This window comes from Micromonospora sp. NPDC048894 (assembly GCF_040649765.1).
Taxonomy (GTDB): Bacteria; Actinomycetota; Actinomycetes; order Mycobacteriales; family Micromonosporaceae; genus Micromonospora; species Micromonospora antibiotica.
In genome coordinates, this window is the sequence record NZ_JBEZFY010000007.1 from 69598 (window position 1) to 85775 (window position 16178).

The 16178-nt window shown below is 72.3% G+C and carries 15 protein-coding genes; 3 read left to right on the top strand and 12 right to left on the bottom strand.

All coding sequences use genetic code 11. The annotated features are described in order from the left end of the window. Positions 1 to 98: 98 nt before the first annotated feature. From AB0C22_RS17205 to pyrR, 6 genes are all read right to left on the bottom strand, one after another. Positions 99 to 1151, bottom strand: coding sequence for a quinone-dependent dihydroorotate dehydrogenase (locus AB0C22_RS17205; protein WP_219470873.1), 1053 nt, complete (start codon positions 1149 to 1151; stop codon positions 99 to 101). A 226-nt stretch (positions 1152 to 1377) separates the two neighbouring features. Next, the gene (gene carB, locus AB0C22_RS17210) at positions 1378 to 4806 is read right to left on the bottom strand and encodes a carbamoyl-phosphate synthase large subunit (RefSeq protein WP_357535832.1); all 3429 of its coding nucleotides are present in this window, start codon (positions 4804 to 4806) and stop codon (positions 1378 to 1380) included. Then, positions 4799 to 6004 carry a glutamine-hydrolyzing carbamoyl-phosphate synthase small subunit gene (gene carA / locus AB0C22_RS17215; RefSeq protein WP_357535834.1) on the bottom strand — a complete coding sequence of 402 codons (1206 nt, stop codon included), beginning with the start codon at positions 6002 to 6004 and terminating at the stop codon, positions 4799 to 4801. The genes carB and carA overlap by 8 nt, the downstream gene beginning before the upstream one ends. Positions 6005 to 6182: 178 nt before the next feature. Further along, positions 6183 to 7514, bottom strand: a complete 1332-nt coding sequence (locus AB0C22_RS17220) for a dihydroorotase (protein ID WP_208570159.1) — start codon at positions 7512 to 7514, stop codon at positions 6183 to 6185. Next, the gene (locus AB0C22_RS17225) at positions 7511 to 8464 is read right to left on the bottom strand and encodes an aspartate carbamoyltransferase catalytic subunit (RefSeq protein ID WP_208570158.1); all 954 of its coding nucleotides are present in this window, start codon (positions 8462 to 8464) and stop codon (positions 7511 to 7513) included. The genes AB0C22_RS17220 and AB0C22_RS17225 overlap by 4 nt, the downstream gene beginning before the upstream one ends. A gap of 49 nt (positions 8465 to 8513) precedes the next feature. Then, positions 8514 to 9095, bottom strand: a complete 582-nt coding sequence (gene pyrR / locus AB0C22_RS17230) for a bifunctional pyr operon transcriptional regulator/uracil phosphoribosyltransferase PyrR (RefSeq protein ID WP_088645219.1) — start codon at positions 9093 to 9095, stop codon at positions 8514 to 8516. Between the two features lie 287 nt (positions 9096 to 9382). Between pyrR and AB0C22_RS17235 the strand changes: the two genes are divergently transcribed. Then, entirely contained in the window at positions 9383 to 9871 is a 489-nt protein-coding gene (locus tag AB0C22_RS17235; protein WP_013285505.1) for a helix-turn-helix domain-containing protein, read from the top strand. A 117-nt stretch (positions 9872 to 9988) separates the two neighbouring features. Here AB0C22_RS17235 and nusB read toward each other — a convergent pair whose 3' ends face one another. From nusB to aroB, 4 genes are all read right to left on the bottom strand, one after another. Continuing rightward, positions 9989 to 10399, bottom strand: coding sequence for a transcription antitermination factor NusB (gene nusB, locus AB0C22_RS17240; protein WP_208570213.1), 411 nt, complete (start codon positions 10397 to 10399; stop codon positions 9989 to 9991). Positions 10400 to 10422: 23 nt separating this feature from the next. Then, entirely contained in the window at positions 10423 to 10980 is a 558-nt protein-coding gene (gene efp / locus AB0C22_RS17245) for an elongation factor P (protein WP_091253160.1), read from the bottom strand. Positions 10981 to 11119: 139 nt separating this feature from the next. Then, positions 11120 to 11575, bottom strand: a complete 456-nt coding sequence (gene aroQ / locus AB0C22_RS17250; RefSeq protein WP_208570157.1) for a type II 3-dehydroquinate dehydratase — start codon at positions 11573 to 11575, stop codon at positions 11120 to 11122. Beyond that, entirely contained in the window at positions 11572 to 12648 is a 1077-nt protein-coding gene (gene aroB / locus AB0C22_RS17255) for a 3-dehydroquinate synthase (protein ID WP_219469717.1), read from the bottom strand. The genes aroQ and aroB overlap by 4 nt, the downstream gene beginning before the upstream one ends. Before the next feature lie 310 nt (positions 12649 to 12958). On the opposite strand from aroB, the gene AB0C22_RS17260 reads away from it, so the two are divergent. Further along, positions 12959 to 13480 (top strand): DUF2243 domain-containing protein, encoded by a 522-nt coding sequence (locus tag AB0C22_RS17260; RefSeq protein WP_219469714.1) that lies wholly within the window; start codon positions 12959 to 12961, stop codon positions 13478 to 13480. Next, positions 13477 to 14271: a cytochrome c oxidase assembly protein gene (locus AB0C22_RS17265; RefSeq protein WP_357535838.1), complete on the top strand. Its 795-nt coding sequence runs from the start codon at positions 13477 to 13479 to the stop codon at positions 14269 to 14271. The genes AB0C22_RS17260 and AB0C22_RS17265 overlap by 4 nt, the downstream gene beginning before the upstream one ends. Here the strand turns inward: AB0C22_RS17265 and AB0C22_RS17270 are convergent. After that, positions 14261 to 14767 (bottom strand): shikimate kinase, encoded by a 507-nt coding sequence (locus AB0C22_RS17270; protein WP_357535840.1) that lies wholly within the window; start codon positions 14765 to 14767, stop codon positions 14261 to 14263. The two genes, AB0C22_RS17265 and AB0C22_RS17270, sit on opposite strands and share 11 nt — an antisense overlap. 207 nt (positions 14768 to 14974) lie before the next feature. Then, the gene (gene aroC / locus AB0C22_RS17275) at positions 14975 to 16153 is read right to left on the bottom strand and encodes a chorismate synthase (protein ID WP_357535842.1); all 1179 of its coding nucleotides are present in this window, start codon (positions 16151 to 16153) and stop codon (positions 14975 to 14977) included. Positions 16154 to 16178: the final 25 nt, after the last annotated feature.

The window sequence follows — 16178 nt, forward strand, 5'->3', positions numbered from 1 at the left end:
GCGCCCGTGGCGGTGCGCGGCGGCCCGGCCGGGGTCGGATCGGCTCCCGGGCGGCACCACGGCGGGCACGACCGGATACACCGGACGCGCCCGCCGGATCACCGGCCGCTCACCGCCGGATCACCCGTCGGCATCCCGGACCCGGTCGAGACGCGGGCGGCGGCCCGGACCAGAGCCGGGCCCCGGTAGATGAAACCGGTGTAGAGCTGGACCAGACTGGCACCGGCGTCGAACATCCGGGCCGCGTCGTCCGGGTCGAGGATGCCACCGACGCCGATCACCGGGAGCCGACCGCCGGTCTCCCGGTGGACGAAGGCGACCATCTCCCGGGCCCGTCCGGTCAGCGGACGACCGGACAGGCCGCCGGCCTGCGCGCCACGTTCCGCGTCGGCGGGGGCGAGACCGGCCCGGCCCAGGGTGGTGTTGGTGGCGATCACGCCGGCCGCACCCCGGGCCAGGCAGACCTCCAACAGCTCGGCCACGGCCGGCTCGGTGAGGTCCGGGGCGATCTTCACCAGGACGGGCTTCTCCCCCACCAGGGCGGTCAGCAGGGCATCCAGGTGTGCCTTGTCCTGCAACGACCGCAAACCCGGGGTGTTCGGGGAGGAGACGTTGACCGCGAAGTAGTCACCGTGCCCCCGCAACGCCCGGTAGGAGGCGAGGTAGTCCTCGACCGCCTCGTCCAGCGGGGTCACCTTGGACTTGCCGAGCGAAATGCCCAGCGGCACCCCGAGCGGGCGGGGCAGCGCGGCCAGCCGGTCGGCCAGAGCCTGCGCGCCGGCGTTGTTGAAGCCCATCCGGTTGATCACCGCCGCGCTGTCGGGCAGCCGGAACAGCCGGGGCCGGGGATTGCCCGGCTGGGCGTGCGCGGTGACCGTGCCCACCTCGACGAAGCCGAACCCCAGCGCCGGCCAGGCCGGCAGGGCCACCCCGTTCTTGTCCATCCCCGCCGCCAGGCCCACCGGGTTGGGGAACTCCACCCCGAACACCGTCCGGGGCGCCCGGTGCAGGTTGCGGGCCCGCAGCAGGGCCAGCGCCGCCGGCCGCCGCGACAGGGTCGCCAACCGCCGCAACGTCCACTCGTGCGCCGCCTCGGCGTCCCCGCCCCCGATCCGGAACAGCGCCCTCCGGACCCCCTTCTCGAACATCACCACGCCCCGGCCCCCCAACCGACACTCCCCCGGCCGGCACCCTCGTCGGTGACGCCCCCTCGGCCGGAGCCCTCATGGGTGACGCCCTCGTCGGTGACGCCCTCGTCGGTGATCAAGAGGTTTGCGTCACCACAACCGCCGTCCGGTGACCGAAACCTCTTGATCACCGGCCTGAGCGGGGAGCGCGGACCGAGCGGGGAGCGCGGACCGAGCGGGGGGTGGGGGGTCATTGGGCGGCCCGGAGGGCGGCGTGGAGTTCCTGGAGGGGGCGTACCCGCATGTCGCCCCGGATGCGGGCCTCGATGCCCATCACCGCCGCCGCCACCCCCGGCACGGTGGTGATGCACGGGATGTCGGCCGTGACGGCGGCGCTACGGATCTCGTAGCCGTCCGAGCGGGCGCTCGCGCCGGAGCCCTGCGGGGTGTTCACCACCAGGGCCACGTCACCGGCGAGGATCATCGACACCGCGTCCGCGCCCTCGCCCGCCTGGTAGTGCTTGCGGATCTGCTCACAGGCGATGCCGTGCCGGCGCAGCAGCTCGGCGGTACCCGTGGTGGCGACGATCTCGAAGCCCAGGTCGGCCAGCCGCTTGACCGGGAAGATCATGGCCCGCTTGTCCCGGTTGGCCACCGAGACGAAGATCCTCCCGGTGGTCGGCAGCGAGCCGTACGCGGCGGACTGGCTCTTGGCGAAGGCGTGCCCGAAGCTGGTGTCGATGCCCATCACCTCGCCGGTGGACTTCATCTCCGGGCCGAGCAACGAGTCGACACCCTTGCCGGCCGGGGTGCGGAACCGCTTGAACGGCAGCACCGCCTCCTTGACCGCGATCGGGGCGTCGGGCGGCAGCACCCCACCGTCGCCGGTCGCCGGGAGCAGCCCCTCGGCGCGCAGCTCGGCGATGGTCGCGCCGAGGGCGATCCGGGCCGCCGCCTTCGCCAACGGCACGGCGGTGGCCTTGGAGACGAACGGGACGGTACGCGAGGCCCGCGGGTTCGCCTCCAACACGTAGAGCATGTCGTCCTTGAGGGCGTACTGGACGTTGAGCAGGCCGCGTACCCCCACCCCCCGGGCGATCGCCTCGGTGTAGCGGCGTACCTCGGTCAGGTGCGAACCGGCCAGCGTGATCGGCGGCAGCGCGCACGACGAGTCGCCGGAGTGGATGCCGGCCTCCTCGATGTGCTCCATCACGCCGCCCAGGTAGACCTCACCGTCGGCGTCGCAGAGCGCGTCCACGTCGATCTCGATGGCGTCGTCGAGGAACCGGTCGACCAGCACCGGGTGGTCCGGGGAGATGTCGGTGGCCCGCCCGATGTAGTCGCGCAGCGTGGCATCGTCGTAGACGATCTCCATGCCCCGCCCGCCGAGCACGTACGACGGGCGCACCAGCACCGGGTAGCCGATCTCGTCGGCGATCGCCTTCGCCTCGTCGTACGAGGTGGCCATGCCGTGCGCCGGGGCACGCAGGCCGGCCCGGGCCAGCACCAGGCCGAACGCGCCGCGCTCCTCGGCCAGGTGGATCGACTCCGGGGAGGTGCCGACCACCGGCACCCCGGCGTCCTTGAGCCGCTGCGCCAGCCCCAGCGGGGTCTGCCCGCCGAGCTGCACGACCACCCCGACCACGCCGGGGCCGCCGGCCGCCTTCCCGGAGGAGTCCTCGGCGTGCCACACCTCCAGCACGTCCTCGAAGGTCAGCGGCTCGAAGTAGAGCCGGTCGGCGGTGTCGTAGTCGGTGGACACCGTCTCCGGGTTGCAGTTGACCATGACGGTCTCGTAGCCGCCGGCACCGGACCCACCGCCGGAGCCGGACCCACCGCCGGAACCCGATCCGGCACCGGACCCGTCCGGGCCGGGCAGCGGGGCGGCACGCAGCGCCTGGACGGCGTGCACGCAGGAGTAGTCGAACTCGATGCCCTGCCCGATCCGGTTCGGCCCCGACCCGAGGATCAGCACCTTCGGCCGGTCCGACGGGGCGACCTCGGTCTCCTCGTCGTACGTCGAGTAGTGGTAGGGGGTGGTCGCCTCGAACTCGGCGGCGCAGGTGTCCACCGTCTTGTAGACCGGGCGCACGTCGAGCCGGTGCCGCAGGGTGCGCACGCCGTCCTCGGCGGCCAGCTCCGGGCGCAGCGCGGCGAGCTGCCGGTCGGACAACCCGGCCCGCTTGGCCCGGCGCAGCAGGTCGGCGTCGAGCACCGGGGCGGCCACGATCTCGGTCCGCAGCTCGACCAGGCTGACGATCTGGTCCAGGAACCACGGGTCGATACCGCCGGACGCCGCCGCGACCTCGGCGACCGACGCGCCCAGCCGCAGCGCCCGCTCGACGGTGTAGAGCCGCCCGTCGTGCGGCGTCCCCAGCGCGGCGAGGGTGTTCTCCCGCGTCGCCCCCTGCGGGTCCGGGGTGGTCCAGAAACCCGACGCCTTGGTTTCCATCGAGCGCATCGCCTTGTTGAGCGCCTCGGTGAAGTTACGGCCCAGGCTCATCGCCTCGCCGACCGACTTCATCGTGGTGGTCAGCTCCGGGTCCGCGCCGGGGAACTTCTCGAACGCGAACCGGGGGATCTTCACCACCACGTAGTCCAGCGTCGGCTCGAACGCCGCCGGCGTCTTCAACGTGATGTCGTTGGGGATCTCGTCGAGGGTGTAGCCGATGGCCAGCTTCGCGGCGATCTTGGCGATCGGGAAGCCGGTGGCCTTCGACGCCAGCGCCGACGACCGGGACACCCGGGGGTTCATCTCGATCACCACGATCCGGCCGTCGGCCGGGTTGACCGCGAACTGGATGTTGCAGCCGCCGGTGTCCACCCCGACCTCGCGCAGCACCGCGATGCCCAGGTCACGCAGGTTCTGGTACTCCCGGTCGGTGAGCGTCATCGCCGGGGCGACGGTGACGCTGTCGCCGGTGTGCACGCCCATCGGGTCGATGTTCTCGATCGAGCAGACCACCACCACGTTGTCGTGCCGGTCGCGCATCAGCTCGAGTTCGTACTCCTTCCAGCCGAGCACGCTCTCCTCGATGAGCACCTCGTGCACCGGGCTGGCGGCCAGGCCGGACCCGGCGATGCGGGTCAGGTCCTCGTCGGTGTGCGCCATGCCGGAACCCAGTCCGCCCATGGTGAACGACGGCCGGATCACCACCGGCAGGCCCAGCTCCGCGACGGTCTCCCGGACCTCGTCCATCGAGTGGCAGACCCGCGACCGGGGCACCAGGCCGGCCGGGTCGGCCAGCCCCAGCCGTACGCCGGCCTTGGCGACGATCTCCTTGAACAGCTGGCGGTCCTCACCCCGGTTGATCGCCTCGATGTTCGCGCCGATCAGCTCGACGCCGTACTTGTCGAGGACGCCCGCGGCGTGCAGGGCGACCGCCGTGTTCAACGCCGTCTGCCCGCCCAGGGTCGGCAGCAGCGCGTCGGGGCGCTCCTTGGCGATGACCAGCTCCACGAACTCCGGGGTGATCGGCTCGACGTAGGTGGCGTCGGCGAACTCCGGGTCGGTCATGATGGTCGCCGGGTTGGAGTTGACCAGGCTGACCCGGATCCCCTCGCTGCGCAGCACCCGGCAGGCCTGGGTGCCGGAGTAGTCGAACTCGCAGGCCTGACCGATCACGATCGGCCCGGAGCCGATCACCAGGATGTGCTTGAGATCGTCGCGCTTAGGCATTCGTGCGCCCCTCGCTGTGGTTCCGGCCCGCACCGGGCTGCCCGTCGGGGCCACGGCCCTCGATCAGCTCGGCGAAGCGGTCGAAGAGGTAGTCGGCGTCGTGCGGGCCGGCTGCCGCCTCCGGGTGGTACTGGACGGTGAAGGCGGGCACGTCCATGGCCCGCAGCCCCTCGACGACGTTGTCGTTGAGGCAGACGTGCGACACCTGCACGCCACCGAACTCGGTCTCGATGACCTCGTCGGGGACGACCGCGCCGGCCGCCGCCCCGGGCTCGCGGCCCGGCCAGGCCACCGCGAAGCCGTGGTTGTGGCTGGTCACCTCGACCTTGCCGGTGGCCCGGTCGAGCACCGGCTGGTTGATGCCCCGGTGGCCGTAGCCCAGCTTGTAGGTGCCGAAGCCGAGCGCCCGGCCGAGGATCTGGCTGCCGAAGCAGATGCCGAACAGCGGGATCCGCCGGCTCAGCACCTCCCGGGCCAGCGTCACCGGCCCGTCGGCGGTCGCCGGGTCACCCGGGCCGGGCGAGAAGAAGACCGCGTCCGCGCCGGTGGCCAGCAGGTCGTCGATGCTGGAGTTGGCGGGCAGCACGTGGGTGGTGACCCCCCGGGCGGCCAACCGCCGCGGCACGTTGCGCTTGATGCCCAGGTCCAGCGCGGCGACGGTGTAGCGGTGCTCGCCCTCGGCCTCGACCACGTACGGGGTGGCGGTGCTCACCTCGGCGGAGAGATCCGCGCCGACCATCTGCGGGGACTGCCGGACCCGCTCCAGCAGGGCGCGCGGGTCGTCCTCGACGCTGGAGATGCCGACCCGCATCGCACCACGTTCGCGCAGGTGCCGGGTGAGCGCCCGGGTGTCCACCCCGGCGATGCCGACCACACCTTCGACGCCGAGCCGGTCCTCCAGGCCGCCGGTGGACCGCCAGTTGGAACCGATCCTGGCCGGGTCGCGCACCACGTACCCGGCGACCCAGATCCGGTCGGACTCGTCGTCCTCGCCGTTGACGCCGGTGTTGCCGATGTGCGGGGCGGTCTGCACCACCACCTGCCGGTGGTAGGACGGGTCGGTCAGGGTCTCCTGGTAGCCGGTCATCCCGGTGTTGAAGACCGCCTCGCCGAAGGTCTCCCCGACACTGCCGTACGCCTCACCGTGGAAGGTGCGCCCGTCCTCCAGGACCAGGATCGCCGATCTGCGCCTACCCATCACACGTCACCTCCGATCCGGACTGCGGGACTCCGCTCCGCTACGTTCCTCGCTCGGATCACGCGCCCACCTCCGATCCGGACTGCGGGACTCCGCTCCGCTACGTTCCTCGCTCGGATCACGCGCCCACCTCCGATCCGGACTGCGGGACTCCGCTTCGCTACGTTCCTCGCTCGGATCACTTGACAGCCTTTCCGTCCAGGACCGTCGGCTCGCCGCGCAGGAAGGTCGCCACGATGCGACCCGGCAGCGTCATGCGGGCGTACGGGGTGTTGCGACTGCGGCTGGCCAGCTCCGCGGGCTCGATCACGCGTCGGGCGGCCGGGTCGACCAGGGTCAGGTTGGCCGGTACCCCGGGTGCCGGGTCGAGGCCGTGGCCGTCGAGTCCGGCGATCCGGGCCGGGGTCCGTGACATCCGGTCGGCGATCAGGTCCCACTGCGGGCCGAGCACGTCGAGGGCGATGGACAGCGCCGTCTCCAGACCGAGCATGCCCGGCCGGGCGTACGCCCACTCGCACTCCTTGTCCTCCACCGCGTGCGGGGCGTGGTCGGTGGCGACGACGTCGATGACGCCCTCGGCGAGCGCGGTGCGCAGCGCGGCGACGTCGGTGCCCGTCCGCAACGGCGGGTTGACCTTGAAGACCGGGTCGTAGCTGGCCGTCGGGCTCCAGTCGGGCGAGAGCCCGGGGCTGGCCTGCTCACCCCGGCCGGCCACCACCTCGTCGGTGAGCAGCAGGTGGTGCGGGGTGACCTCGGCGGTGACCCGTACCCCCCGGGCCTTGGCCTGGCGCAGCACCTCGACGCTGCCGGCGGTGGAGACGTGGCAGACGTGCAGCCGGCTGCCGACATGCTCGGCGAGCAGCACGTCGCGGGCGATGATCGCCTCCTCGGCGACGGCCGGCCAGCCGGTCAGCCCGAGCCGGGTGGAGACCTCCCCCTCGTGCATCTGCGCGCCCTCGGTGAGCCGGGGTTCCTCGGCGTGCTGGGCGATGATCCCGTCGAACGCCTTGACGTACTCCAGGGCCCGGCGCATCAGCTTGGGGTCGGCGACGCAGTGCCCGTCGTCGGAGAAGATCCGCACCCGGGCCGCCGAGTCGGCCATCGCGCCCAGTTCGGCGAGCCGCTCGCCGGCCAGCCCGACGGTGACCGCGCCGATCGGCTGCACGTCGACCAGCCCGGCCTGCCGGCCGAGCCGCCAGACCTGCTCGACCACGCCCGCGGTGTCGGCGACCGGCGAAGTGTTCGCCATCGCGCAGACCGCGGTGTAGCCGCCCAGCGCCGCCGCCCGGGAGCCGGAGTCGACCGTCTCGGCGTCCTCCCGGCCGGGCTCGCGCAGGTGGGTGTGCAGGTCGACCAGGCCGGGCAGGGCGACCAGGCCGGTGCCGTCGATGACGGCGGCCTCCGGGTCGGTCAGCCCGGCTCCGGTCTCGGCGACGACGCCGTCGCGGATCAGCAGGTCGGTCGGCGGGCCGCCGACGACGCTCACGTTCGTGATCAGGTACGCGGTCACCGGTTGTTTCCTCCGAGCAGCAGGTAGAGCACGGCCATCCGCACGGAGACCCCGTTGGCGACCTGTTCGACGATGGTGGAGCGGGGTGAGTCGGCGACCTCGGGGGTGATCTCCATCCCCCGGTTCATCGGCCCGGGGTGCATGACGATCGCGTGTTCGGGCAGCCGGCGCATCCGTGGCCCGTCCAGCCCGTAGCGGCGGGCGTACTCGCGGGCGGACGGGAAGTAGGAGTCGTTCATCCGCTCCCGCTGCACCCGCAGCATCATCACCACGTCCACCCCGGGCAGCACCGCGTCGAGGTCGTAGCAGACGTCGGTGCCGGGGTCGGCGTCGGTCGCCACGGACCCGACGCCGGCGCGGGCGGCCCAGTCGACCGGGATCAGCGTCGGCGGACCGACCAGGGTGACCTTGGCGCCGAGGGTGCTCAGCAGCAGGACGTTGGAGCGGGCCACCCGGGAGTGCAGGACGTCGCCGACGATCGCCACGTGCAGGCCGGCGAGCCGACCCAGCCGGGCCCGCATGGTGTACGCGTCGAGCAGCGCCTGGGTGGGGTGCTCGTGGGTGCCGTCGCCGGCGTTGACCACCGACCCGTCCACCCAGTTGGCCAGGCGGTGCGGGGCCCCGGAGGCGGGGTGCCGGACGACCACCGCGTCGGCCCCCATCGCCTGGAGGGTCAGCGCGGTGTCCTTCAGGCTCTCGCCCTTGGTGACGCTGGAGCCCTTGGCGGAAAAGTTGATCACGTCGGCGCTGAGTCGCTTGGCGGCGGCCTCGAACGAGATCCTGGTCCGGGTGGAGTCCTCGTAGAAGAGGTTCACCACGGTCCGGCCGCGCAGCGCCGGGAGCTTCTTGACCTCGCGGCCGGCGACGGTGGCCATCTCGGCGGCGGTGTCGAGGATCTGGGTCGCGGTGTCGGCGTCCAGGTCGGCCCCGGAGAGCAGGTGTCTGATCACGGGCGGGGCCGCCTCTCGTTCGCGTCTGCCGGATGCCGTCGCGGCGCGCTCACCGGGTCCCCCCGCAGAGTCGGACCTCGTCGGCGCCGTCGGTCTCGACGAGGGTGACCTTGACGCTCTCGGCGAGCGCGGTCGGGATGTTCTTGCCGACGTAGTCGGCGCGGATCGGCAGTTCCCGGTGGCCCCGGTCGACCAGCACGGCGAGCTGCACCGAGGCGGGTCGGCCGACGTCGTTGAGGGCGTCGAGGGCGGCCCGGACGGTACGGCCGGAGAAGAGCACGTCGTCGACGAGGACGACCCGCTTGCCGTCGATGCCGCCCGGGGGCAGTTGGGTCGGGCCGACCGCACGGGTGGCGTGCCGACGCAGGTCGTCGCGGTAGAGAGTGATGTCGAGCACCCCGACCGGGACGTCGACGTCCTCGAAGGTGCTGATCCGGGCGGCGAGCCGTCGGGCGAGCGGGGCGCCCCGGGTGGGGATTCCCAGCAGGACGGTGTCGGCGGCGCCCTGGGTCTTCTCCAGGATCTGGTGGGCGATCCGGTCGACGACGCGCTGGACGTCGGCGCTGGCGAGGATCACCTTCACCGAGGGTTGTCGCTCGGGCGACGGATGGGCAGCCGGTGGGCAGGCCACGGCGGACCTCCTTCCCCGCCTCACGGGACGGGTCGTTAAAGGATGTCGGGGGTGTCCGGTCGGGTCAGGGTGGCCCGACCGGGGCTGGCGGCCACGTTACCAGCGGTCACCTCGCGGTTCACCGCGACCCACTGATCCCTGGATCAGGACGGTGAAATCCGGACAACTCCCCCGCTATCTCCGATGGGAATGTCACGAGCACTTGACCACGTGTCGCAATCCCCGTACCGTCACGCTCCGTAGCGATCGCTGGGAGAACCCCAAAGCACAGCACTGGGAGTGTCCGAATGCCCTCTGAATACGCCAAGTCGCTGGGCGCCCGCCTGCGCTCCATCCGCCAGCAGCAGGGCCTGTCCCTGCAGGGGGTGGAGGAGAAGTCAAACGGACGCTGGAAGGCGGTGGTGGTCGGCTCGTACGAGCGCGGCGACCGGGCCGTCACCGTGTCCCGGCTGGCGGAGCTGGCCGACTTCTACCGCGTACCCGTCTCGGAGCTGCTGCCCGACGGCAGCGGCGTACGGCACGAGCCCACCAGCAAGATCGTCCTGGACCTGGAGCGGCTCTACGACGAGGCCTCCGAGGACCTCGCCTACGTCGCCCGGTACGCCCGGGCGATCCAGCAGCAACGGGGCGACTACAACGGCCGGGTGCTCTCCATCCGCGCCGACGACCTGCGCGCCCTGGCGATCGTCTACGACGCCTCGCCGTCCGGGCTGATCGAGCGGCTCACCGAGCACGGTGTGCTGGTCGCCGACCCGCGGGCGTTCTTCGCCTCCTGATCCGCGGTCGCTGACGTCGAAGGGCCCGTGCCGTCCGGCACGGGCCCTTCTGTCACACCGTCTCCCGCCCCCGGCGGCGCGGACCGGCCCTGGTGGGGCGGCACGCGCGCGACCCGGTCAGCGGGTGGCGTACTCGGCGATCCGGCCGAGGATGCCGTTGAGGAAGCGCGGCGAATCGTCGGTCGACATCTGCCGGGCCAGCTCCACCGCCTCGCTGATCGCCACCGCGTCGTCGATCTCGTCGACGTAGAGCAGCTCGTAGACGGCGATCCGGGCCAGGTTGCGGTCGACCGCCGGCATCCGGTCCAGGGTCCAGCCCTCGGCGTAGCTGGCGATCACCTCGTCGATCCGGTCGAGGTGCGCGGCGACCCCCTCGACCAGACCGACCGCGTAGTCCAGGTGCTCGGGACGCGGTTTCTCGATCCGCTCGACGTAGCCGGCGAGCACCTCGACCGGAGGCCGGTCCCGCAGGTCCGCCTCGAAGAGCACGTCCAGCGCCCGCTTACGCGCCTTGCGACGCGCCGGCATCTGCTGCTTGGCGCCCTCGGCCATCAGGCCCGGCCGAGGTAACGGCCGTCGCGGGTGTCGACCTTGATCTTCTCGTCGGTGGTGATGAAGAGCGGCACCTGCACGGTCGCGCCGGTCTCCACGGTGGCCGGCTTGTTGCCGCCGGTCGACCGGTCGCCCTGCAGACCCGGCTCGGTGTAGGTGACCTGGAGCACCACGCTGGTCGGCAGCTCGATGTAGAGCGGCACACCCTCGTGGGTGGCGACGGTCGCCTCGGCCTCCGGGAGGAGGTAGTTGGCGGCCTCGCCGACGGTGCCGCCGGGGACGGTGATCTGGTCGAACGTCTCCAGATCCATGAAGACGTAGTCCTCGCCGTCGGCGTAGAGGTATTGCATGGTGCGCTTGTCGACGGTGGCGGTCTCGACCTTGGTGCCCGCGTTGAAGGTCTTGTCGACGACCTTGCCGGACAGCACGTTCTTCAGCGTCGTGCGGACGAACGCCCCACCCTTACCGGGCTTGACGTGCTGGAACTCGACGACGGCCCAGAGCTCCCCGTCGAGGTTGAGTACCAGGCCGTTCTTGAGGTCGTTGGTGGATGCCATTTCCTGCCTTGATCATCAATTGGCGGACAGACCTGGCAAGTCTACTAGCTGCGTCTAATCGGCGGCGGTTCCGGCGGCCGGGGACCGCCCCGCCGCCACCGACCACCCCGACCGTCACGCACAGTGACGGAAGCGGGGGTCAGTCGGCCCCGCCGAGCCGGGTGGCGAGGTGCCGCAGCGCGAGCCGGTAACCGTCCACGCCGAGCCCACAGATGACGCCGGTGGCCACCGCCGACACCACCGAGTGGTGCCGGAACTCCTCCCGGGCGTGGATGTTGGAGATGTGCACCTCGACCAGGGGCGCACGCAGCAACGCGCAGGCGTCCCGCACCGCGATCGAGTAGTGCGACCAGGCCGCCGGGTTGAGCACCACCGCCGCACCCTCGTCCGCCGCCCCGTGCAGCCAGCCCAGCAGCTCGTGCTCGGCGTCGGTCTGCCGGACCACCACGTCCAGCCCCAGTTCGCGGCCCGTCTCGACGCAGAGCGTCACCAGGTCGGCATAGCTGGTAACGCCGTACACGTCGACCTGACGGGTGCCCAGCCGGCCCAGGTTGGGCCCGTTGAGCACGTACACCCGGGGGGTGGCGGTGGTCACCGGCTGACCTCCCGGTAGGCGGCGTGCAGCAGCTCGTCGTCCGGGCCGTCCAGGATTGCCGGCCTGGCCAGCCCGTCGAGCACCACGAACCGCAGTCGACTGCCCCGGGCCTTCTTGTCCACCCGCATCGCCGCCAGCAGGTCCGGCCAGGCGTCCGCCGGGTAGCTGGTCGGCAGATCCAGCGCGGTCAGCACGCTGCGGTGCCGCTCGGCGGTCGCCGCGTCGAGCCGACCGGCCAACCGGGCCAGGCTGCCGGCATAGACGGTGCCGACGGAGACCGCGTGCCCGTGCCGCCAGCGGTACCCCTCGACCTTCTCGATCGCGTGGGCCAGGGTGTGCCCGTAGTTGAGCACCTCCCGGACACCCGACTCGCGCAGGTCACCGGAGACCACGTCGGCCTTGACCCGGATCGCCCGCTCGATCAGCTCCCGGGCCACCGGGCCGGTCGGGTCGACGGCGGCGGCCGGGTCCCCCTCGACCAGGTCCAGGATCGCCGGGTCGGCGATGAAGCCACACTTGACCACCTCGGCCAGCCCGGCGGCCAGGTCGGCCGCCGGGAGGCTGTCCAACGTGCCCAGGTCGGCCAGCACCCCGACCGGCGGGTGGAAGGCCCCCACCAGGTTCTTGCCGGCCCCCGTGTTGACTCCGGTCTTACCGCCGACGGCGGCGTCGACCATGCCGAGCAGCGACGTCGCCACCGGCACCCATTGCACCCCGCGCAGCCAGCAGGCCGCGACGAAGCCGGCCAGGTCGGTCACGGCACCGCCGCCCACCCCGACCACCGCGTCGGTACGGGTGAAGCCGGCCGCACCGAGCTGCTCCCAGCAGTCGGCGGCCACCTCGACCCGCTTGCCCGCCTCGGCGTCGGGCACCTCGATCGCCAGCGGGGTGACCCCCGCCCCGGCCAACCGCTCGCCGATCTCCTCGGCCAACGCCCGTAGGGGCGGCGCGTACAGCACCGCCGCCCGGGTCGCGTCGGGCAGCAACGCGGGCAGCTCGGCCAGCAGGCCCCGCCCGACCAGTACGTCGTACGGCCGTTCGCCGCCGACCGGAATCCGGGTCACCTCGTCCATCGCCGGGAGCCTAGTCCAGCGTCGGCTTCGACACGGCGGGTGTCCACCTGGTGGCGGTCCGGGAGAGGAGGTGGCCGACCGACCACGGCCCGGAGATCGGACCATCGGCCGCCCGACCGGACCCTCATCGGGTGCCGGACCCGCCGGATGCCGGACCCTCGTCGCATGCCGGACCCGCCGGATGCCGGGCCCACCGCGTGCCGGACCCACCGCGTGCCGGACCCACCGCGTGACCGCACGGCAGGGCCGGCGTTTAGCCCGACAGAACCCGGGCACCGGGGACGGGATCGACCCGAACGCGGAGGAACCCATGGCCGGCACCACCATCGACGGCGCGGACATCCGGCTGCCGGCCGTCATCCTCGGCGTCGGCCTCGGCGGGTTCGTCGACGGCATCGTCCTGCACCAGGTGCTCCAGTGGCACCACATGCTCAGCAGCACCGGCAGCGACAACGTCGGGATCAGGGCGTATCCGGTGGACACCGTGCCCGGGTTGCAGATGAACACCCTGTGGGACGGACTGTTCCACGTGGTGACCTGGGTGGCGGTGCTCACCGGGCTGGCCCTGCTCCACTCCCGGGTCACCCGGTCCCGGGGCCGACTGTGGCGCTCCGGGGTGCTCTGGGGCTGGGCACTGGTCGGGTGGGGACTGTTCAACCTGGTCGAAGGGGTGATCGACCACCATCTGCTCGGCATCCACCACGTACACGGTGGTCCGCACCAGACCGCCTGGGACGTCGGCTTCCTGCTGCTCGGGGCGGCACTGGTGGCCCTCGGCTGGGCGGTCCAGCGTCGCGCCACGGCCGTGGACACCTGCGCCGGGCCGCGATGACCGGGGCGCACGACGGCGGGGGCGGACCGCTGCTGCTCGTACCGGCGATGGTGTTCTGGGGTTATCTGGCCGCCGCCCTGCGCCAGCGTGACCCGGGGCGGGCCGGTTGGAGCCACTGGCGGACCGCCAGTTTCGGCGCGGGCGCTGCGCTGCTCGCGGTGGCCCTGCTGCTGCCCGCCCACGACCTGGTCGGGCACATGTGGCAGCACCTGCTGGTCGGGATGCTCGCGCCGCTCGGGCTGGTGCTCGGCGCACCAGGCACGCTGGCCCTGCGGACGGTACGCCCCCGGGCCGGCCGGGCCGCGCTGCGGCTGCTGCGGCATCCCGCCGTGGCGGTGGCCACCCACCCGGTCACCGGCCTGCTGCTCACCGCCGGGGGCCTGTACCTGTTGCACCTGACGCCGCTGTACCGGGCCACCCTGACCCACCCCGGCCTGCACCCGCTGCTCCTGCTGCACTTCCTGCTCAGCGGGTACGCCTTCACCTGGGCGATCGCCGGCCCCGACCCCGGGACGCACCGCCCCGGCGTGCCGGTGCGCCTGGTGGTGCTGGGCCTGTCCGTCGCCGCCCACGCCACCCTGGCCCAGCTGATGTACGCCGGCCTGGTCGACGCCGACGCCCCCGCCGACCAACTACGGACGGCGGCGACCCTGATGTACTACGTCGGCGACCTGGCCGAGATCCTGCTCGCGCTGGCCCTGCTGGTGACCTGGCGGCCCGAACCCCGCCGGAACGGGTCGACGGCCGTCCGGCCGCACCGGCGTCGCCGGGTGGGCCCGGTCAGGGCTTGAGCAGGGCGACGACCTCGGCGGCGAGGTCCTCCGGCGCGCGGCCGTCGGTCACCACCGTCGCCGTCGCGACCTCCGCGTAGAGCGGCCGACGCTGGTCCATCAGGTGCTTGAGGGTGGCGCGCGGATTCACCGACAGCAACGGCCGGCCGGCACCGAGCCCGACCCGCTTCACCGCGTCGGGCAACTCCACCGACAGGTGCACCACGGTGTGCCCGACCAACGCGGCCCGGTTATCCTCGGCGAGGATCGCCCCACCGCCGAGGGCGAGCACCCCGGCGTGCGACGTCAGCGCCGCCAGCACCGCGGCCCGTTCCAGGGCCCGGAAGTGCGCCTCACCCTCGTCGATGAAGATCTCCGGGATCGGCTTGCCGGCCATCTGCTCGATGTCGGTGTCGGTGTCCCGGAACGCCACCCCGAGCAGGGTGGCCAGCTCCGCGCCGACGGTGCTCTTGCCGGAGCCGGGCGCCCCGACCAGCACGCAGACAGGCTTCGTCACTGGTCCAGCCTTTCGTTCGCGACTGCGGGGCTCCGCTGCGCTGCACTCCTCGCCCTCACTGGTCCAGCCTTTCGTTCGCGACTGCGGGGCTCCGCTGCGCTGCACTCCTCGCCCTCACCGAAGCCAGCCTTTCGTTCGCGACTGCGGGGCTCCGCTGCGCTGCACTCCTCGCCCTCACCGGGGCCAGCCCTTCTTGGCAGCCGGCGCTCACCGGATGATCAGCGCGTCGAGGTAGCCGGCAAGGTTGCGGCGGATCTCGGCCACCGAGTCACCGCCGAACTTCTCCATGGCGGCCTCGGCGAGGACCAACGCCACCATCGCCTCCGCGACCACCGCCGCAGCAGGAACCGCACACACATCCGACCGTTGGTTGATCGCCGTCGCCGGCTCACCCGTGGTCACATCCACCGTGGCCAACGCCCGGTTCAACGACGAGATCGGCTTCATCGCCGCCCGCACCCGCACCGGCTCACCCGTGGTGATCCCACCCTCCAGACCACCCGCCCGGTCGGTGACCCGACGCACCCCGGTCGCGGTGGGCATGATCTCGTCGTGCGCCTCCGAGCCTCGGGACCGGGCCTGTTGCCACCCGTCCCCGATCTCGACGCCCTTGATCGCCTGGATCGACATCAACGCCGTCGCCAACCGGGCATCAAGCTTCCGATCCCACTGCACATGACTACCCAGACCCGGCGGCACCCCGTACGCCAACACCTCCACCACCCCACCGAGCGTGTCAGCAGCCTTCTTCGCAGCATCCACCTCAGCGACCATCCGGACACTGGCATCCGGATCGAGACACCGCAACGGGTCCGCGTCGATCCGCTCAGCATCCTCGGGCGTCGGCCGTAGCCCCGGCTTCGCGGCCACCGAACCCAACTCCACCACGTGCGACACGATCTCGATGCCGAGGGCCTGCTTCACCAGGGCCTTCGCCACGGTGCCCACGGCCACCCGCGCAGCCGTCTCCCGGGCGCTGGCCCGCTCCAGAATCGGCCGCGCATCCGTGTGACCGTACTTCTGCATGCCGGCCAGGTCGGCGTGGCCGGGCCGGGGACGGGTCAGCGGAGCGTTCCGGGCCTGACTCGCCAACTCGCCCGCATCCACCGGGTCGGCGGCCATCACCGTCTGCCACTTCGGCCACTCCGAGTTCCCCACCCGGATCGCGACCGGACTGCCCAGCGTGACGCCGTGCCGCAGACCACCGACGACCTCGACCTCATCCTGCTCGAACGCCATCCGCGCACCCCGGCCATAACCCAACCGACGCCGCGCCAACTCACCCACGATGTCACCAGAAGTCACCGCCACCCCGGCGGGAACCCCCTCCAACAACGCCACCAGAGCCGGACCATGCGATTCACCTGCAGTCAGCCAACGCAACACGACGGTCAGTCTGTCACGCCCGGTG